This window comes from Pseudomonas sp. MF6394 (assembly GCF_002018845.1).
Taxonomy (GTDB): domain Bacteria; phylum Pseudomonadota; class Gammaproteobacteria; order Pseudomonadales; family Pseudomonadaceae; genus Aquipseudomonas; species Aquipseudomonas lactis.
In genome coordinates, this window is sequence record NZ_MVOJ01000022.1 from 42,003 (window position 1) to 61,305 (window position 19,303).

Here is a 19,303-nt window from a genome sequence, read left to right on the forward strand (position 1 = left end):
ACCGCATTCCAAATGTGGGAGCTGGCTTGCCTGCGATGACGTCAGCCCAAGCGCCGTCAGATTTCCAGTTCGACCTCACCCAGCCGCCCTCCATGGGGGCCAAAGCTACGCTCCAGCATCCGTCGCGTCCCATCGGCATTCACAATCAGCGCCGTGCTCGCCCGTGTCCCGTAACTGGGGCTGGCGATAAACACGCTCGACAGCAGGCTTTCTGTCGCCAGGCCTACGCCGGTGTCCGGCAGCTCAGCAAACGGCGCGATCTGCGGGTCGCTCAGAATCTCCAGCAGGGCCTCCGGCTCGGGGTTCTCCAGCACTGCGCTGAACGCTGCCTTGGCCTTTAGCAACTTCGGCCAGGGCGTATCCAGCCCGGCATTGGATAACCCATACACCCCAGCCTTCAACCGCGTCGGTTCGGTGTCCTTGGCGTTGTAGTGCCACAGCTCATCCCGCGTGCCCACCAGCAGGTTGAACCCGGCGTATTCAATCGAGCGTCCATTCACATCGGCCAAATAATCGTCGATCGGCAGCGAACCACTGAGAAACCGCGCAACCAGTTCGCCGCGAGACTTGCGTGCCGGTGGCTGGTGCGGGTCGCGAATATTGGTCAAGGCGGCAAAGCGCCCATCCGCGTTCACCCCCAGCCAGGTGCCCCCGGCCTCCTGATCACGACCGGCGTAAACCCGGGGCGCATCCGCCCACTGGGCCAAGGGCAGGCTGGGGCGGGCGTAGAACTCATCGCGGTTGGCCGCGACGATCAGTGGTTGGGCATGGCCCGTTCGCCAGGCGAAAATAATCAGGCACATCGGGTGACCCCTTTTGTGTTTTTGCCACTCTACCCACAGACGCGCAGGTGTTCCATCGTCTCGAAGTTGGGCCGTGCACCTCTGATCCGTTAACATGCCGGGCTGTTTGGTGTGTATGTGAACTTCTTAATTTGATCTCGCAGCTGTAACGCAGGCTTAATCGCACATCGGCATGGTCCGGTGCGTCATGACTAAATGTTTTAACGAGGAGTCGCAATGCTGCCTTACCCGCAGATCGACCCGGTGGCCCTGGCCATCGGTCCGCTGAAAATCCATTGGTACGGGTTGATGTACCTGATCGGCATCGGCGGTGCCTGGCTGCTGGCTTCCCGGCGCCTGAACCGTTTCGACCCGACCTGGACCAAGGAGAAGCTCTCCGACATGGTGTTCTGGATGTCGATGGGCGTGATCGTCGGCGGGCGCCTGGGGTATGTGCTGTTCTACGACCTGTCTGCGTATCTCGCCAACCCGACCCTGATCTTCGAAGTGTGGAAGGGCGGCATGGCGTTCCACGGCGGGTTTATCGGCGTGATGATTGCCGCCTGGTGGTTTGGCCGGCGCAATGGCAAGTCGTTCTTCCAACTGATGGACTTCGTCGCCCCCTTCGTGCCGATCGGCCTGGGTGCCGGGCGCATTGGTAACTTTATCAACGCCGAGCTGTGGGGCAAGCCGACCGACGTGCCGTGGGCGATGGTGTTCCCGCCGTTCAGCGACCCGGCGCAACTGCCGCGCCACCCGTCGCAGCTGTACCAGTTCGCGTTGGAAGGTGTGGCACTGTTCCTTATTCTCTACATCTTCTCGCGCAAGCCACGCCCAACCATGGCCGTGTCGGGCATGTTCGCGCTGTTCTACGGGATTTTCCGCTTTATCGTCGAATTCGTACGGGTGCCGGATGCGCAGTTGGGCTACCTGGCGTGGGGCTGGCTGACCATGGGTCAGGTGCTTAGCCTGCCGATGATCCTGGCGGGCCTGGGCATGCTGTGGTGGGCGTACAATCGCCCGCAGCCGCTGAAGAACGCCGCGCTTTAAATTCGAATGCCAAGACCAGGAGGTCTTGGCTTCAACGATACGGGTAAAAACATGAAGCAATATCTCGAACTGCTGCAGGACGTCGTGACCAATGGCCTGACCAAGGGCGACCGCACGGGCACCGGCACCAAGGCTGTGTTTGCGCGTCAGTATCGGCATAACCTGGCCGACGGCTTCCCGCTGCTGACCACCAAGAAGCTGCACTTCAAAAGCATCGCCAACGAACTGATCTGGATGTTGAGCGGCAACACCAACATCAAATGGCTCAACGAAAATGGCGTGAAGATCTGGGACGAATGGGCCACCGAAGACGGCGACCTGGGCCCGGTCTACGGCGAGCAGTGGACCGCCTGGCCGACGAAGGACGGCGGCACGATCAACCAGATCGACTACATGGTGCACACGCTCAAGACCAACCCCAATAGCCGCCGCATCCTGTTCCACGGCTGGAACGTCGAATACCTGCCGGACGAAACCCAGAGCCCGCAGGAAAACGCGCGTAACGGCAAGCAAGCCCTGCCACCGTGCCATTTGCTGTACCAGGCGTTCGTGCATGACGGCCATCTGTCGATGCAGTTGTATATCCGTAGCTCCGACGTGTTCCTGGGCCTGCCGTACAACACCGCCGCGCTGGCGTTGCTGACCCACATGCTGGCCCAGCAATGCGACCTGATCCCCCACGAGATCATCGTCACCACCGGCGACACCCATGCCTACAGCAACCACATGGAGCAGATCCAGACCCAGTTGGCGCGCACGCCGAAAAAACTGCCCGAGCTGGTGATCAAGCGTAAGCCTGCGTCGATCTACGACTACAAGTTCGAAGACTTTGAAATCGTGGGTTACGACGCCGACCCAAGCATCAAGGCCGACGTGGCGATCTAAAGCCTTACTCGGTGAGAAACTGTGGGAGCTGGCTTGCCTGCGATGGCGGAGTGTCAGGCGACATCAATGTTGCTGGTCCACCGCTATCGCAGGCAAGCCAGCTCCCACATGGGTTCGGTGTTCGCTTGAGTTAGTGGCCGTGGCTTCTGCCCACATGCGAAGGCTCGGCCTCGCTGGGCGCAATCCCTCCGCTGACTTCCAACTGCTGCAAGATCCCGCACTGGTTCCCACCGCCGCAACGTTGGCGCAGGTCCAGCAGTTGCTCCTGCAAGGCCAACAACCCGTCGATCCGCGCTTTCACATGGTGGATATGCTCGTCGATCAAGGCATTCACGCTTTCGCACTGGTCCTGGGGACTGTCGCGCAGCCCCAGCAGGCTGCGGATTTCTTCAAGGGTCATGTCCAGGCTGCGGCAGTTGCGGATAAAAGTCAGCCGCTCGGTGTGCGCCTGGGTGTACACGCGGTAGTTGCCGTCGGTGCGGGCCGGGGGTGGCAGCAGGTTTTCCTTCTCGTAATAACGGATGGTTTCCACCGGGCAATCGGTGAGTTTGGCCAGTTCGCCGATCTTCATCGCAGCAATCTCCAAATGGGTGCTTGACCCTATAGTGGCTACAGGGTCTTTACTTGGCAACAGGCACCTTTACGGACGCGACCTGATGAGCCACTCCATTCATACCCCGCACAAGCACGACCACAAGCATGATCACGATCACGATCACGATCACGATCACGCTCATGACCACGGCCATGATCACAAACATGACCATGCGCCCGCCAAACTCACGCCTGTGGATAACCACGGCCATTCCGGCTCCTGCTGCTCCGGCGCTGCCGGGCCTGCCATCGTGACCCTGAGCGAGGCGCCCACCGCCGGCTCGCGCCTGAGCACCTTCCGCATCGAAGCCATGGACTGCCCCACCGAGCAGACGCTGATCCAGAACAAGCTGGGCAAGCTCGCTGGCGTGCAGCAACTGGAATTCAACCTGATCAACCGCATCCTCGGCGTCACCCATGACCTGCCGAACACCGCGCCGATCATCGAAGCAATCAAGTCCATCGGCATGCAGGCCGACCCTATCGAAGAAGGCAGCCCCGCCGCCGCGCCGCCCGCCAAGAAGCATTGGTGGCCGTTGGCGGTGTCGGGCGTGGGTGCCCTGGGTGCCGAGGTGTTGCATTTCACCGGCGTGGCGCCCACCTGGGTAATCGCGCTGGTGGCGCTGGTGTCGATCCTCAGCGGCGGCCTTACTACCTACAAGAAGGGCTGGATTGCCCTGAAGAACTTCAACCTCAATATCAATGCCTTGATGAGTATCGCGGTGACGGGCGCGATCCTGATTGGCCAGTGGCCGGAAGCGGCGATGGTGATGTTCCTGTTCACCGTGGCCGAGTTGATCGAGGCCAAATCCCTGGACCGGGCGCGCAACGCCATCAGCGGCCTGATGCAGATGACCCCCGAACAGGCCACGGTGCGCCAGGCCGACGGTTCCTGGCTGGAACAAGAGGTCAAAAGCATTGATCTTGGCGCGATTGTCCGAGTAAAACCCGGCGAGCGCATCGGCCTCGACGGTGAAGTCACGGCCGGCCAGTCCACCATCGACCAGGCACCGATCACCGGGGAAAGCCTGCCGATCGAAAAAACCGTGGGCGATAAAGTCTTTGCCGGCACCATCAACCAGGCCGGTTCCCTGGAGTACAAGGTCACCGCAGCGGCGAACAATTCGACCCTGGCGCGAATTATCCACGCCGTGGAACAGGCCCAAGGCGCACGCGCACCGACCCAGCGGTTTGTCGACAGTTTCTCCAAGGTTTACACCCCGGCCGTCTTCCTGTTTGCCCTCGGTGTGGCGGTGATTCCGCCCCTGTTCATGGCGGGCGTGTGGTTTGACTGGATCTACCGCGCCCTCGTGCTGCTGGTGGTGGCCTGCCCGTGTGCCTTGGTGATCTCCACTCCGGTGACCATTGTCAGTGGCCTGGCAGCAGCAGCGCGCAAAGGCATCCTGATCAAAGGCGGCGTGTACCTGGAGGGCGGCTACAAGCTCGATTACCTGGCCCTCGACAAAACCGGCACCATCACCCACGGCAAACCGGTGCAAACCGATTACCTGCCGCTGTTCCCGAATATCGAAGACAGCGCGCCGGCCTTGGCCGCGAGTTTGGCATCGCGTTCTGACCACCCGGTGTCCCTGGCGATTGCCAACGCGGCTGTGGATAAAAACTTGTCGACTCACGCTGTGGATAACTTCGAGGCCCTGGCCGGGCGCGGTGTGCGTGGTGATATCAACGGTCAGACCTATCACCTGGGTAACCACCGCCTGGTGGAAGACCTCGGCCTGTGTTCCGAGGCCCTGGAAGAAAAACTCTTCGCCCTGGAAAAACAAGGCAAGTCCGTGGTGCTGCTGCTGGACAAGTCCGGCCCGCTGGCGCTGTTTGCCGTGGCCGACACGGTCAAGGAGAGCAGCCGCGAAGCTATTCAGCAGTTGCACGACCTGGGCATCAAGACCCTGATGCTCACCGGCGACAACACCCATACCGCCCAGGCCATTGCGGCTCAGGTCGGTATCGACCAGGCCCAGGGCGACCTGTTGCCCACCGACAAGCTGCAAGCCATCGAAACCCTCTACGGCCAGGGCCATCGGGTGGGCATGGTCGGTGACGGCATCAACGACGCCCCGGCCCTGGCCCGTGCCGAGATCGGCTTTGCCATGGCCGCAGCGGGCACCGACACCGCCATCGAGACCGCCGACGTGGCGCTGATGGACGATGATTTGCGCAAGATTCCGGCTTTCATTCGGTTGTCGCGGCAAACGTCGAGTATCCTCAAGCAGAACATCGCCCTGGCGCTGGTGATCAAGGCGATCTTCCTGGCCGTTACGTTCATGGGCATGGCGACCATGTGGATGGCGGTCTTCGCCGACATGGGCGTGAGCCTGCTGGTGGTGTTCAATGGCCTGCGCCTGGTGCGCAAATAGCGGATGAGAGGGTGGTGTGCTGAGTGCTGAGTTAAAGGCGTTTTTCATGGTCGCCCGCCTGGGCAGCATTACCCAGGCGGCGAAGAAACTCGGCTTGAGCCAGCCCACGGTGACCACCCAGATTCGCAACCTGGAAAGCCAGTATGGTGTCGAGTTGTTCTACCGTGGCGGCCGCCGTCTCACCGTCAGCGACGAAGGCGCGCGGCTATTGCCGATGGTCAAGGCGCTGTTGCAGCAGGAAGCGGATATCGAGTTTTTCCTGCGCAACAACGGCCAGGTCCAGGGCGCGCTGAGAATTGCCGCAACTGCGCCGTATTACATCCTGGATCTGGTCAAAGCCTTTCGTGAGCGACTGCCCCAGGTGGAAGTCTCGGTGGAAATCGGCAATTCCCAACAGGTGCTTGAGGCGTTGGATGATTACCGCGTCGATGTCGCGGCCTCGTCGCAACTGCTGGAAGACGCCCGTCTGATCCGCCGCGTGCTGGGCACGGACCCGCTGGTGCTGGCGGTGCACCGCAATCACCCGTTGGCCAAGCTTGATCATGTACCGTTGAGCGCGCTTATCGGGCACACCTTGCTGATGCGTGAAGCGGGCTCCACCACCCGCCGGCTGACGGAAGAGATGTTGAAGAGCGCCGGCGTGGGGTACGGGCCGTTGCTGGAGATTGGCAGCCGTGAGTCGATTCGCGAGGCGGTGCTGCGCAATATCGGCATCAGCATCATCGCTCGCCAGGAAGTGCCCCATGACCCGCAGTTGCGTGTGCTGACCATCGAGAATGCACCGCAGATTCCGGAGTACCTGTATTGCCTCAAGGAGCGCAAAGGGGCGCGGTTGCCGGCGGCGTTTCTTGGCTTGGCTCAGGAAATGTCACCCCTCTGAATTTTTCGCTGGCTTTGAGGGCCTCTTCGCGAGCAAGCCCGCTCCCACATTTGATCGCGTTTCAACATGAGAATGCGGTCAGCCTGTGGGAGCGGGCTTGCTCGCGAAGGCGGTAGACCAGGCAGCTCATTACCATGAGTCCTACACAAATCCACCAATACCACTATCACCTCCTTTTGCCTTTCTGCCACACCCGCTACGCATTGCCTCCCTAGCATGGCCTTCATCCGTTCGATGAGGTGCCATCATGCACACAGCCCTGACCCAACCCGGCGCACCGATGAAAGTGCGCGCAATCCAGAAGCGCTTTGGCGCGTTCACCGCGCTGGACAACGTCTCCCTGGACGTCGCCGCCGGCGAGCTGGTGTGCCTGCTGGGCCCTTCCGGCTGCGGCAAGACCACACTGCTGCGTTGCATCGCCGGCCTGGAGCGCCAGGACAGCGGTGAGCTCTACCTGGGCGAACGGGACGTGTCCCTGCTGCCACCCCAGGCGCGGGACTACGGCATCCTGTTCCAGTCCTACGCGTTGTTTCCCAACCTCAGCGTTGAAGCGAACATCGGCTATGGCCTCACCGGCAGCGGCCGCGATGAAGTGCGCAAGCGGGTCGCGCAGATGCTTGAGCTGGTGGGCCTGGTGGGCAGCGAAAAGAAGTACCCCGGCCAACTCTCCGGCGGCCAGCAACAGCGCGTCGCCCTGGCCCGCGCACTGGCGCCGGCGCCGTCGTTATTGTTATTGGATGAGCCGATGTCGGCCCTCGATGCCCGGGTGCGCGAGCACCTGTGCACCGAACTTCGCCAACTGCAGCGACGCCTTGGCATCACCACCTTGATGGTGACCCACAACCAGGACGAAGCCATGTTGATGGCCGACCGCATTGCCGTGATGAACAACGGCAAGGTCGAGCAGTACGCCACGCCCCAGGAAATCTACGACCGCCCGGCCACGCCGTTCGTGGCGGAGTTTGTCGGCCAGGGCAACTGGTTGCCGTTCAGCCGTAACAGCGCCAGCCATGCCCAGGTGGGTGGGTTGAACATGCGCCTGGCTGAGGACGCGGGTGTCGCCCAGTCCGGCCGCTTGTTCTGCCGCCCGGAAGCCATTTGCGTCAACCCGCCGGTGCATGAAGAAAACCTGTTCCCGGCCAAAGTTCGCGAGATCACCTTCCTCGGCAACCGCTGCCGCATGAGCTTTGAACTGGAGCAGTTGCCGGGCCATCCGTTGCTGGCTGAACTGGCGCCGGAAGCCATGCCGCGCCTGGGCGCCCAGGACATCTGGGTGGCGTTGCCGCCGCGCAGCCTGCAGGTGTTTGCCTGAAATGGGGGCTGTGATGACATTGCCGGTACCGCGTCAGGTGTCCCGCGCCGAGTGGGGCGACCGCCTCTTTGTGGTCGGCGGCAAATGGCTCTGGCTGGGCCTGTTGGTGGTGGCGGTGCTGTTGCCGCTGTTGGCGATCTTCTGGCGCGGCTTCAGCAGCGAAGCCGGGCAGGGCGGTGGCCTGGTGGCCGCGCGCGAACTGCTGAGCAGCGCCAACTTCCACTGGTTGCTGGGCAATAGCCTGAAAGTTTCCCTCAGTGTGGCGGCCATCGTCGTGCCGCTGGCCTACTTGTTTGCCTATGCCCTGCAACGCACGCTGATCCCCGGCAAGTCCATCTGGCGTGGCCTGTCCTTGCTGCCATTGATGGCGCCGTCGATGCTGCCGGGCATTGCCCTGGTTTATCTGTTCGGCAACCAGGGCCTGCTGCGGGGCATGTTCTCGGAGAATATCTACGGGTTCTGGGGCATTGTGCTCGGCGAGGTGATCTACACCTTTCCCCATGCCTTGATGATTTTGCTGTCGGCGTTATCCCTGGCGGATGCGCGCTTGTTCGACGCCGCTTCGAGCATGGGCGCCAGCCCGGCCCGGGCGTTTCGCAGCATTACCTGGCCGGCCACGCGCCAGGCGGTGTTCGCCGCGTTTTGCCTGGTGTTCACCTTGACCATCACCGACTTCGGGGTACCGGTGGTGGTGGGCGGCGATTACCAGGTGCTGGCGCTGGAGGCCTACAAGGCCGTGGTGGGCCAGCAACAGTTCGGTCGCGGCGCGTTGATCGGCATGGTGTTGCTGCTGCCGGCGCTGTTCAGCTTTGGCGTGGATGCCTGGTTGCGCCGTCGGCATGGCGACGCGATGAGCGGCCGCGCCCAGGTGTTCCAGCCAGCGCCATCGCGGCTGCGCGACGGGTGCTACCTGGCCCTCGTGCTGCTGATTTGCGCGGCGTTGCTGCTGGTGTTCGGCATGGCGGTGTACTCCTCGCTGGTGAAATTCTGGCCGTACAACCTGTCGCTGTCGCTCAACCACTACCAGTTCGAAGACACCGCTGGCGGTGGCTGGCTGGCCTATCGCAACAGCCTCACCATGGCGTTGTGCACGGCGTTGATCGGCAGCGTGCTGATCTTCACTGGCGCTTACCTGATGGAAAAGACCAAGGGCCAGAAGAACCTCAACCTGGCACTGCGCATGCTCAGCTTCGTGCCGATGGCCGTGCCGGGCCTGGTCCTGGGGCTGGGCTACGTGTTCTTCTTCAACCTCAACGGCAACCCGCTGCATGTGTTGTACGGCAGCATGGCGTTGCTGGTGGTGTGCACCATTGCGCATTACCTGACCACCGCGCAGATGACCGCGACCACCGCCTTGCGCCAGTTGGACGCCGAGTTCGAAGCCGCCGCGCTGTCCCTCAAGGCGCCGTTGTATCGCCATTATCTGCGCGTCACGGTGCCGATCTGCCTGCCGGCGCTGCTGGACATCCTGCGCTACCTGTTTGTGTCGGCGATGACCACCGTGTCCGCCGCGATCTTCCTCTACAGCCCCGACACCATCCTCGCCGCTGTCGCCGTGCTGAACATGGACGACGCCGGCAATGTGGGCGGCGCGGCGGCCATGTCGACCCTGATCCTGTTCACCTCGGCCAGCGTCTCGCTGCTGCTGGCGTGGGCCTCACGTGGCGCGTTGCGCCGCTCCCAAGCCTGGCGCCAGCGCGCACCCGGCCAATAAAACATCCCTGAAGGAGGTGCTCCATGTTCAAGTCCCTGGCGCTGGTCGCTGCAGTTCTCACGGCATTCAGCCTGAATGCTTTGGCCAAGACCGAATTGACGGTGTACACGGCCCTTGAAGCCGAGCAATTGAAGACCTACAAAAAAGCCTTCGAACAGGCCAACCCCGACGTCGAGATCAAGTGGGTGCGCGACTCCACCGGCATCATTACCGCCAAACTGCTGGCTGAGAAAGACCGCCCCCAGGCTGACGTGGTGTGGGGCCTGGCCGCCTCCAGCCTGGCGATCCTCGATCAGCAAGGCATGCTCGACAACTACGCGCCCAAGGATCTGGACAAGATCGGCAAAAACTACCGCGACGCCGCCAACCCTCCGGCCTGGGTCGGCATGGACGTGTGGGCCGCCACCATCTGCTTCAACACCGTCGAAGCCGAGAAGCAGGGCCTCACCAAACCGGTGAGCTGGCAGGACCTGACCAAGCCTGAGTACAAGGGCAAGATTGTGATGCCCAACCCGGCGTCGTCGGGCACTGGTTTCCTGGATGTCAGCGCCTGGCTCCAGACCTTCGGCGAGAAGCAAGGCTGGCAGTACATGGACGACTTGCACCAGAACATCGGCCAGTACGTTCACTCCGGCTCCAAGCCGTGCAAGCTGGCGGCCTCCGGTGAGTTCCCGATTGGCATTTCCTTCGAATACCCGGCGGTTCAACTCAAGCGCCAGGGCGCGCCGCTGGACATCATCCTACCCAAGGAAGGCCTGGGCTGGGACATCGAAGCCACCGCCGTGATCAAAGGCACTGCCCATGCCGACGCGGCGAAAAAACTCGCTGACTTCTCCGCCAGCACCGCGGCGATGGACCTGTACAAGGACAACTTCGCCGTGCTCGCCCAACCGGGTATCGCCAAGCCGCAGACCGAATTGCCGGCGGACTATGAGCAACGATTGATCAAGAACGACTTTGTCTGGGCTTCCAAAAACCGTGACAGCATCCTGGCCGAATGGCGTAAGCGTTATGACGGTAAGTCGGAAAAACAATAACTTTTACCTCAACCTGTAGGGGCGAGCTTGCTCGCGAAAAACTAACAGGCGACGCGGGTAATCAGACACACCGCGTCATCGTTGGCGACCTTCGCGAGCAAGCTCGCTCCTGCAGAGGGCTGCATACTCCATGACAGATTTACTGATCGTCGGCGCCGGCATCCTCGGCCTCTCCCACGCCTATGCCGCCGCCAGGCGCGGCCTCAAGGTCAAGGTGTTCGAGCGCAGCGCCACGCCATTGGGCGCCTCAGTGCGCAACTTCGGCCAGGCCCTGGTCACCGGCCAACCACCAGGGCCCATGCTGGACCTGGCGCGGGAAAGCCGCGAAATCTGGGGCCAGTGGGCGCAAGCGGCGGGCCTGGCGCTCAAGCGCAATGGCTCCTACCTGTTCGCCCGCACCGAAGCCGAAGAGCATCTGCTCGAAGCCTTCTGCGCCGGGCGAGCGCGGGAGCACGGCTACAACGTCGAGCTGCTGCAAGGCGCTGCCATGAACGACCTGTACGCCGGCCAGTTCCGCCATCACCGCGCCGCGCTGCATGGCAAGGACGATCAGCAACTCTATTCCCGTGAGGCCATACCGGCGCTGATCCATTACCTGAGCCAGGCGCTGAACGTGGAGTTTCATTTCTCCACCCTGGTGCGCGAGGTTGAGCCGGGCCAGTTGCACAGCACGGCGGGCAGCTTTCGCGGCGAGCAGATCATCGTCTGCTCCGGCCACGATTATCAGACCCTGCTGGCCGACGCCATCGCCGCGCTCAACCCGCAAACCTGTCGCCTGCAAATGCTGCGCGCCCGGCCGGTGCTCAACCTGAACCTGCAACATGCCTTGCTCACCGGCTTGAGCTGCGTGCACTACGGCGCCTTCGCCGACCTGCCGGAAGCGGCCGCGGTGCAGGCGCAGATCCTGTGGGAAACGCCGTACCTGCACGAGCACGGCATTCACCTGTTGATCAGCCCTACGCCCCATGGTGAGTTGATCATCGGTGACTCCCACCATTACGACAGCGATCCGTCGCCCTTCAACGACGAGCAGGTGGATGACTGGCTGATCGAACTGGCGCAGCAGACCCTGGGTTGCAAGGTCCAGGTGGTCGAGCGCTGGCAGGGTGTCTACGGTTCGCGCGGGCCTGGGCCGTTTTCGTTTGTGCAGGCGGCACCCGGCGTCAGCGCTGCTTTGATGCACACCGGCGTAGGGATGAGCGTGGGGCCGGCGATGGCCGAGCGTAATATCAGCACACTGTGGGGCGCGACGCGATGAGCCCGGAACAGGCGATTGCCCAGGTGTTTGGCTTGTACGAGCAGCATGGCACGGCTGACTACATCGGCGAGCCGGTGTCGCAAATCGAGCACATGTCCCAGGCCGCACAATTGGCCATGGCCGAAGGGTTTGACGACGAGGTGGTGCTGGCGGCGTTCTTCCACGACATCGGCCACCTCTGCGGCCAGGGCGGCGCGAACATGGGCGGTTATGGTGTGGTCAGCCACGAGCGGCTGGGCGCCGATTACCTGCGCCGCGCAGGCTTCAGCGAACGCCTGGCCAAATTGGTGGAATACCACGTGCAGGCCAAGCGCTACCTGACCTTCAGCCAGCCGGATTATTACGCACGCTTGAGCCAAGCCAGCCGTCGCACCCTGGGTTATCAGGGCGGCGTCATGAGCGCCGAAGAGGCCAGGGCTTTTGAACAGGACTCGCTATATGCCGTGAGTTTGCGTATGCGCCACTGGGACGAGCAGGCCAAGCAAACGCAGGTGCCGGTGTTGGATCTGCAACTGCTCAAAGCCATGGCCGCCCGACTACTGGCCGCGTAGACGGGCCTTACACACATCGCAGATACGCCGCCTGGAGCCTCGATAGCCGCCGCACTAAGGTGCTTGCTTCTAAGCAAGGGAGCAACGCAGATGCGCTATTTAAAGGTGGTTGCACAGGATCAAACGGGAGATGGCCGAGCGAATACGGTGCGTCTTCAGTTCTACCAAGGTACGCCCTGCAATCAGGACGAGTTGCTCAATGAGGCCGTAGCCTATGACTTCACCTCAGACGCAAAGGTCGATTACAGCAGGGGAGACGTTACCCATGACGGTCAGGAAAGCAGTCTTGATCGAGCGTTGCTGGATCAATTTGCCAATGCCTATTTGAAGATCAACTGGGTGAATCGCGGCGCCAGTAGCCGGCTTTACATGAAGATCTTTTCCGAAGACTTCTATAAAGACGGCACCCCCGACACCGTGCGCCTGCACTTACACAAAGGCCCCGGGCTGCTGAGTTCGGACGCTCAGGTGTCTTGGAGCGCCGCCTATGATTTTGATAACAACGGTGAACTTGAGTGGAACATTCACGCCGACATCAACTGCGATGGCGTCATCGATGAAGTTGATAAGCACTTGGTCCAGCAATTGGCTGAGCTTTATTTGAAGTTCAATTGGCACACACCTGAGCCCTTCGATGCCAAGGTTGTGGATATTCAGGCACATTGATCAGTAAGCAAAAGACCACACCGTTTGACGCTGCTTACTGAGCATTCAAGGCATGAGCCCCGGTTCATTCAGTTGCACCGACAATGCCTCGACCTGCTCCTGACGTTCGGCCTGGCTCAGTTTGGCGTGGGGATTGAGGGACGACCATTGCGGATAGGCGCGGGCCTTGTGCAAGGCGTCCGGCAGCTTGCCTTCGCGCCAGGTTTTGTCCTGGGGCGTATCGACCTTGATGCTGTGCATCGCCGCATGCCCGCGCAGGTTCAGGGCCTTGAGCAGTTGGCGTTGGCGCAGGGCGAGCAGGCGCAGCACGCTGTCATCGACGGTGAGTTCGCGTTGGCCCTTGATCTTGCCCATCAGGCGGCTGCCATAGCTGCGCGCGGTTTGCAGCGCACCGCCGGCAATCGCGCCGGCCAGGGCAGCAGCGCCCAGTGTCAGGCCACCGACCAGCAGATCCACGCCTGCACCGGCCGCTGCGCCGGCGGCGATCCCGCCACCTACGCGCACGCCCAGTTGCTTGAGGGTTTCGGGGTTGAACAGGTCGTCGCCCCAGCGCCCGTCCAGCAGTGGCAAGTCGCTGGCGGCGGCGTCCTGTGGGCGGAAGCCGAACAGTTTGAGCAGGGCTTCGACGCACTTTTGTTCGCGCTGGCGCACGGCCTTGCGTAAATCACTGATGGCCTGGGGCTCATCCTCGGTGGTGACGCTGCGGCGGCAGGCGGCGCAGTCGATCAGCAACTCGGCGATCAGCCGTGCTGCGCTTTGCTGGCGAGCCTGGCGCTGGGCTTCTTGATCAAGGATCAGGCGTTCCAGCTGGGGGCGGGCGTTTTCCAGCAGCAGGGCCAGGCTTTCATACAGCCGACGTTCGCCGTCTTCGGGCGGTGCCACGCTGTCGAAACGCACCAGCGCATGCAGGCCGAGGCGGGCCAGGGCTTCGCGCCAGTCTGGTTCGCGGTGGTCGCTGCTGCTGACGAAGTTGAGCACCGGCAACAACGGCTTGCCACAACTGGCCAGCACTTGCAGCTCGTCGCGGTACTTGGCCAGCACCGGTTCCCGGGCGTCGATTACGTACAGGCCGGCATCCGAGGCCAGTAATTGGCGCAGCACCTTGGCTTCCTGTTCGAAACGCTGGCGCGCTTCGCTGCCTTCCAGAAAACGCGCCAGCCGCGCCGGGCCATCCAGGCGTTCGCCGGGGCGGTCGAGGCGTTCCAGGTAATCGAGCAGGGCGATGGCGTCTTCCAGGCCGGGCGTGTCGTACAGCTCCAGCAAGGCTTCGCCATCTACCGATAGGCGCGCACCTTCCACGTGCCGCGTGGTACTGGGGCGATGGGACACTTCGCCAAAGCCGACATCGCGGGTGAGGGTGCGCAGCAGTGAGGTCTTGCCCACGTTGGTGTGGCCGACCACGGCGAGTTTCAGCGGTTTAGTCATGACCGGTCTCCAGCCAGCTTAACGGCGCGCAATCGGCAAACGACAGCTCAAGCTGTTGCAGCGCGGCATGCCAGTCGCCCAGGCGCTCGGCGTCCAGCGCCTGGCCCGGTGGCGCCTGCAGCAGCCATACGCGGGTGTCTGTGGCGCTGCGTGCCAGCTCGGCGATCAGCGCCAGGCTGCCACGGTCGGGGGAGCGGCGCGGGTCACAGGCGATGGCCAGGCGCGCGGGGGGGAAACGGCTGAGTTGTTCCAGCAGCTTGTTGCGTGATTCGCGGCTGTCGAGGATGCCGGCGTTCTTGACGTTGGCGGGCAGTTTGGGCGGCCAAGGGTGTTGGTCATCGAGTTCGATGGCGACCAGCAACGCACCGTCGCTCTCCAGCTCGCTCACGCCGCCGCTGACCTGGTGCAGGTGCTCGGGCGCCACATCGTTGACCCCAAGGCGCTCGCTGCTGGGCATCAGGCGTTCGCGCAGTTGGGCGTAGCTGGGCAGGTTGAGGTCCAGGCGCAACGCTGCGCGCCCGCGTTTCCATCGCCACAGGCACAGCAGGGCGAGGATCAGCCGCGGCAACAGGCCGTAGACCAGCAACACGCCCACCAGCCAGGCGGCCCAGGCCTGGCGGGCGCTTTCGATATTCAGCGCGGAGTCGCCGCTGGCGCGGATCATCTCCACGGTTGGCACATTGAAACCCAGCAGAGCCGGGAGTGTGCCGAGGGCCTGGGTCACGGCGACAAACGTATCGGCGCCGAGAATGGTGGTTTCCCACACAAACCCGTAGCGGCGCGTGGCGAGCAGGGTCAGCAGGATCACCAGGGCGCTGAGCAAGGCCAGCAACCACAAGCTGTTGACCAGCACACCCACCGCCCAGCGATTGAGTTTTTGCCGTTGCAGCAACAGCAATAACGCTGGGGCCAGTTGCGCGGCCTTGGCGTCGCGCGCCAGTTTCTCGCTGAGCCACAACCACAGTCGGCCGAGACTGGCGCTGTGTTCACCGGCAAACAGCAGGCCCAGGGCCCAACTGACCAGCAAAATCAGGTTCAGGCCGAGCAGGCTGCCCAAGGCCCAGAACACATTCACCGGGGCCAAGCCATTGCCCAGCGCCGCGAACGCCAAACCGGCGCCGCTGATGACGGCGACCACCGCCAGTAACACCAGGGCCAGGCGTGCGCCTTGCAGCCAGCGGCTGAGCGCGGCGGTCAAACCATCGCGTTCGGCCAGGTGCAGCGCACGCTGCTGGATGCGCGTGGGCAGGTCGCCCCCGGCGGTGCGGGCCAAGCGGTTGGCTTCCAGGTCTTCCAGGGGGCCGGCGTGTTCTTCGCGCAGGCGCACGGTTTCTGTCAGCCAAAGTCTGTGCAGCGGGTTCAGTGCAGTCACGCGCCGTCCTGTCGTGTTGATGAGGTTGGAGCATAACCGCTGGCTCGCCGCTCTGGTATTCTCGTCGCCATGAAAAAAACTCTCCCTTTAAGCCTGATCGCAGCCCTCGGTGAAAACCGTGTGATCGGCGTCGACAACAGCATGCCCTGGCATTTGCCGGGGGATTTCAAATATTTCAAGGCCACCACGCTCGGCAAGCCGATCATCATGGGGCGCAAGACCTGGGATTCCCTGGGCCGACCGCTGCCAGGGCGTTTGAACCTGGTGGTCAGCCGTCAGACCGATCTTGTGCTGGAAGGTGCGCAAGTGTTTCCGTCATTGGAGGCTGCGGTAGAGCGCGCTGAGGAATGGGCCAGGGAGCAAGGCGTGGATGAGCTGATGCTGATCGGCGGCGCGCAGTTGTATGCGCAGGGGCTGGAACAGGCCGATCGCTTGTACCTGACCCGCGTAGCGCTGAGCCCGGAAGGGGATGCTTGGTTTCCAGAGTTTGATAGGAACCAGTGGAAGCTGGTGTCGAATGTCGAGAATCCAGCCGAAGGTGATAAGCCGGCCTACAGCTTCGAAGTGTGGGAGCGCAACTAGTGTAGGAGCGAGCTTGCTCGCGAAGATCGTCAACGATGACGCGGGCATTCTGAATGAGCGCGGCGCTCTCAGGTTCTTCGCGAGCAAGCTCGCTCCTACAGTTGATTGGCTTCAGACCTGCGCTAACTCGGCATGCTCATCGGCATCCAGCAACGCCTTATCCGTCTGCCCCATGATCTGGCTGGTAATCGCCCCGGCCGTCATCGAACCATTCACGTTCAACGCCGTGCGGCCCATGTCGATCAGCGGCTCCACGGAAATCAACAGCGCCACCAGTGACACCGGCAAGCCCATGGCCGGCAGCACGATCAGCGCGGCAAAGGTCGCACCGCCGCCGACGCCGGCAACGCCCGCCGAACTCAAGGTCACAATCGCCACCAGGGTCGCGATCCACAGCGGGTCCAGCGGGTTGATGCCCACGGTCGGCGCGACCATCACCGCCAACATGGCAGGGTAAAGACCGGCGCAACCGTTCTGGCCGATGGTCGCGCCAAACGAGGCGGCGAAGCCGGCGATGGATTGCGGAATGCCCAGGCGACGGGTCTGCGCTTCAATGCTCAGCGGGATGCTTGCAGCGCTGGAGCGGCTGGTAAAGGCGAAGGTCAGCACCGGCCACACCTTGCGGAAGAAGCGCAGCGGGTTGATCCCGGCCAGGGACAGCAGCAGGCCGTGCACCACGAACATCAGGCCCAGGGCCAGGTACGACACCACGACGAAACTGCCGAGCTTGATGATGTCTTGCAGGTTGGAACCGGCGACCACTTTGGTCATCAGCGCCAGCACACCATAAGGGGTCAGCTTCATTACCAGGCGCACCAGGCGCATCACCCAGGCTTGCAGGGTGTCGATGGCGTTAAGGACTTTCTGGCCTTTTTCCACGTCGTCCTTGAGTAGCTGCAGCGCGGCAACCCCAAGGAACGCGGCGAAAATCACCACGCTGATAATCGACGTCGGTTTGGCCCGGGCCAGGTCGGCGAACGGGTTGGCCGGTACGAACGACAGCAGCAACTGCGGGATATTCAGGTCGGCGACCTTGCCTGCGTAATCACTCTGGATCACTTGCAGGCGCGCCATTTCCTGGGTACCGGCCACCAGGCCTTCGGCGGTGAGGCCGAACAGGTTGGTCAGGCCGATACCGATCAGCGCCGCGATGGCCGTGGTGAACAGCAGCGTGCCGATGGTCAGAAAGCTGATCTTGCCCAGGGACGAGGCGTTATGCAGGCGCGCCACGGCACTGAGGATCGAGGCGAACACCAGCGGGATCACGATCATTTGCAGCAGTTGCACATAGCCGTTGCCGACCAGGTCAAACCAGCCGATGGAGGCTTTGAGCACCGGGTTGCCGTCGCCATAGATCGTGTGCAGCGCCGCGCCGAACAGCACGCCCAGCACCAGGGCGAACAGCACCTTCTTGGCCAGGCTCCAGTGGGTACGGCGGGTTTGTGCCAGGCCCAACAACAGGGCCACGAACACCAATAAATTGAGAATCAGGGGCAGATTCATTGAAGCTCCGTTGAGAAGGCAGCCAATCGCGTGAGCCTGCGATTGCGAACCGGGAAGCCTAACAGCTTGAAATATATTGATTTAATACCGATATGGAATGGCGACTGTCGTTTTTGGAATAAGCGTTTGACGCTCAGGCGTATGTCCTTGGCGTGATCACGACGTCCTTGGTCGTGCTCGGGCGATAACTGTCATACGGATTTGTTAGCGTCGATGTCTTTCACTTGAGGGAGACAACGCCTATGAAGCTCGCGCCGAAACTATTGGTATCCGCCGCCTTTTGCCTCGGGCTCGCCAGCCAGGCGTTTGCCGCCACCGAGTTGAAACACTGGCCGGCACCTGCCGCCAAACAACTCAACGAAATGATCGCCGCCAACGCCAACAAGGGTAACTACGCGGTGTTCGACATGGACAACACCAGCTACCGCTACGACCTTGAAGAGTCCCTGCTGCCGTTCATGGAAAACAAGGGGCTGATCACCCGCGACAGCCTCGACCCGTCGCTCAAGCTGATGCCGTTCAAAGACACCGCCGAGCACAAAGAGAGCCTGTTCAGTTACTACTACCGCCTTTGTGAAGTGGACGACATGGTCTGCTACCCGTGGGTGGCCCAGGTGTTTTCTGGCTTCACCCTCAAGGAACTCAAGGTTCAGGTGGATGAGCTGATGGCCTCCGGCAAGCCGGTGCCGGTCAGTTATTTTGAAGGCGACGCGGTGAAGACATCCGAGGTGCAGCCGCCCAAAGTCTTCACCGGCCAGGCCGAGCTGTACAACAAGCTGATGGAAAACGGCATTGAGGTGTATGTGATGACGGCCGCATCCGAGGAGCTGGTGCGCATGGTCGCCGCCGATCCGAAGTACGGCTACAACGTCAAACCCGAAAACGTCATCGGCGTGTCCACCCTGCTCAAGGACCGCAAGACCGGCGAGCTGACCACCGCCCGCAAGCAGATCGCGGCCGGCAAGTATGACCAAGCCGCCAACCTCGGCCTGGAACTGACCCCCTACCTGTGGACCCCGGCGACCTGGATGGCCGGCAAGCACGCGGCGATCCTCACCTACATCGACGAATGGAAAAAACCGGTGATCGTCGGCGGTGACACACCGACCAGCGACGGCTACATGCTGTTCCACGATGTGGACGTGGCCAAGGGCGGCGTCCACCTGTGGATCAACCGCAAAGACAAGTACATGACCCAACTCAACGGCATGATCGCCAAGCACGCGGCGGCGCAGGCCAAGGAAGGGCTGCCGGTGACGGCGGATAAAAACTGGGTGATCGTGAAGCCGGAAGATATCCAGTGACCATGGATGTAAG

The 19,303-nt window shown here is 62.2% G+C and carries 17 protein-coding genes and 1 pseudogene; 13 read left to right on the forward strand and 5 right to left on the reverse strand.

From position 1 onward, the window contains the following. Window positions 1–56: 56 nt before the first annotated feature. Window positions 57–803 carry an NRDE family protein gene (locus MF6394_RS21040; RefSeq protein WP_078467461.1) on the reverse strand — a complete coding sequence of 249 codons (747 nt, stop codon included), beginning with the start codon at window positions 801–803 and terminating at the stop codon, window positions 57–59. Window positions 804–1,019: 216 nt separating this feature from the next. Between MF6394_RS21040 and lgt the strand changes: the two genes are divergently transcribed. Continuing rightward, a complete protein-coding gene (lgt, locus tag MF6394_RS21045) occupies window positions 1,020–1,832 on the forward strand; it encodes a prolipoprotein diacylglyceryl transferase (protein ID WP_003195189.1) in 813 nt (270 codons plus the stop codon). Between the two features lie 51 nt (window positions 1,833–1,883). Then, window positions 1,884–2,717, forward strand: coding sequence for a thymidylate synthase (locus MF6394_RS21050; protein WP_014720362.1), 834 nt, complete (start codon window positions 1,884–1,886; stop codon window positions 2,715–2,717). 130 nt (window positions 2,718–2,847) lie between these two features. On the opposite strand, the gene cadR is transcribed toward MF6394_RS21050, so the two are convergent. Continuing rightward, window positions 2,848–3,288, reverse strand: coding sequence for a Cd(II)/Pb(II)-responsive transcriptional regulator (cadR, locus tag MF6394_RS21055; protein ID WP_047712017.1), 441 nt, complete (start codon window positions 3,286–3,288; stop codon window positions 2,848–2,850). A gap of 85 nt (window positions 3,289–3,373) precedes the next feature. Between cadR and MF6394_RS21060 the strand changes: the two genes are divergently transcribed. The 8 genes from MF6394_RS21060 to MF6394_RS21095 all read left to right on the forward strand — a co-directional run bounded on the left by MF6394_RS21060 (window position 3,374) and on the right by MF6394_RS21095 (window position 13,104). Continuing rightward, complete coding sequence (locus tag MF6394_RS21060) at window positions 3,374–5,686, forward strand: heavy metal translocating P-type ATPase (protein WP_078467462.1); 2,313 nt, start codon at window positions 3,374–3,376, stop codon at window positions 5,684–5,686. Between the two features lie 16 nt (window positions 5,687–5,702). Further along, window positions 5,703–6,566 (forward strand): LysR family transcriptional regulator, encoded by an 864-nt coding sequence (locus MF6394_RS21065; protein ID WP_078467463.1) that lies wholly within the window; start codon window positions 5,703–5,705, stop codon window positions 6,564–6,566. Window positions 6,567–6,813: 247 nt separating this feature from the next. Next, window positions 6,814–7,878 carry a putative 2-aminoethylphosphonate ABC transporter ATP-binding protein gene (locus tag MF6394_RS21070; RefSeq protein ID WP_003195180.1) on the forward strand — a complete coding sequence of 355 codons (1,065 nt, stop codon included), beginning with the start codon at window positions 6,814–6,816 and terminating at the stop codon, window positions 7,876–7,878. A gap of 1 nt (window position 7,879) precedes the next feature. After that, window positions 7,880–9,592, forward strand: a complete 1,713-nt coding sequence (locus tag MF6394_RS21075; protein WP_078467464.1) for a putative 2-aminoethylphosphonate ABC transporter permease subunit — start codon at window positions 7,880–7,882, stop codon at window positions 9,590–9,592. A 23-nt stretch (window positions 9,593–9,615) separates the two neighbouring features. Next, entirely contained in the window at window positions 9,616–10,629 is a 1,014-nt protein-coding gene (locus tag MF6394_RS21080) for a putative 2-aminoethylphosphonate ABC transporter substrate-binding protein (protein ID WP_078467465.1), read from the forward strand. Window positions 10,630–10,759: 130 nt separating this feature from the next. Then, window positions 10,760–11,887: a TIGR03364 family FAD-dependent oxidoreductase gene (locus MF6394_RS21085; RefSeq protein ID WP_047712013.1), complete on the forward strand. Its 1,128-nt coding sequence runs from the start codon at window positions 10,760–10,762 to the stop codon at window positions 11,885–11,887. Then, entirely contained in the window at window positions 11,884–12,438 is a 555-nt protein-coding gene (locus tag MF6394_RS21090) for a phosphonate degradation HD-domain oxygenase (RefSeq protein WP_047712012.1), read from the forward strand. Before MF6394_RS21085 ends, MF6394_RS21090 begins: the two co-directional genes overlap by 4 nt. 90 nt (window positions 12,439–12,528) lie before the next feature. Then, window positions 12,529–13,104, forward strand: coding sequence for a hypothetical protein (locus tag MF6394_RS21095; protein ID WP_047712011.1), 576 nt, complete (start codon window positions 12,529–12,531; stop codon window positions 13,102–13,104). Window positions 13,105–13,149: 45 nt separating this feature from the next. On the opposite strand, the gene MF6394_RS21100 is transcribed toward MF6394_RS21095, so the two are convergent. Further along, a complete protein-coding gene (locus tag MF6394_RS21100; RefSeq protein ID WP_047712010.1) occupies window positions 13,150–14,529 on the reverse strand; it encodes a DUF3482 domain-containing protein in 1,380 nt (459 codons plus the stop codon). Beyond that, window positions 14,522–15,901, reverse strand: coding sequence for a DUF2868 domain-containing protein (locus MF6394_RS21105; RefSeq protein WP_078467466.1), 1,380 nt, complete (start codon window positions 15,899–15,901; stop codon window positions 14,522–14,524). Before MF6394_RS21105 ends, MF6394_RS21100 begins: the two co-directional genes overlap by 8 nt. Before the next feature lie 69 nt (window positions 15,902–15,970). Between MF6394_RS21105 and MF6394_RS21110 the strand changes: the two genes are divergently transcribed. Then, window positions 15,971–16,483 (forward strand): dihydrofolate reductase, encoded by a 513-nt coding sequence (locus MF6394_RS21110; RefSeq protein WP_078467467.1) that lies wholly within the window; start codon window positions 15,971–15,973, stop codon window positions 16,481–16,483. Between the two features lie 13 nt (window positions 16,484–16,496). After that, a pseudogene (locus tag MF6394_RS35225) lies at window positions 16,497–16,586 on the forward strand (outer membrane lipoprotein carrier protein LolA); the annotation flags it as partial. Window positions 16,587–16,594: 8 nt separating this feature from the next. Here MF6394_RS35225 and MF6394_RS21115 read toward each other — a convergent pair. Continuing rightward, window positions 16,595–17,986, reverse strand: coding sequence for an L-cystine transporter (locus MF6394_RS21115; RefSeq protein WP_044269628.1), 1,392 nt, complete (start codon window positions 17,984–17,986; stop codon window positions 16,595–16,597). 242 nt (window positions 17,987–18,228) lie between these two features. Between MF6394_RS21115 and MF6394_RS21120 the strand changes: the two genes are divergently transcribed. Continuing rightward, complete coding sequence (locus tag MF6394_RS21120) at window positions 18,229–19,290, forward strand: hypothetical protein (RefSeq protein ID WP_047712007.1); 1,062 nt, start codon at window positions 18,229–18,231, stop codon at window positions 19,288–19,290. Window positions 19,291–19,303 lie beyond the last annotated feature (13 nt).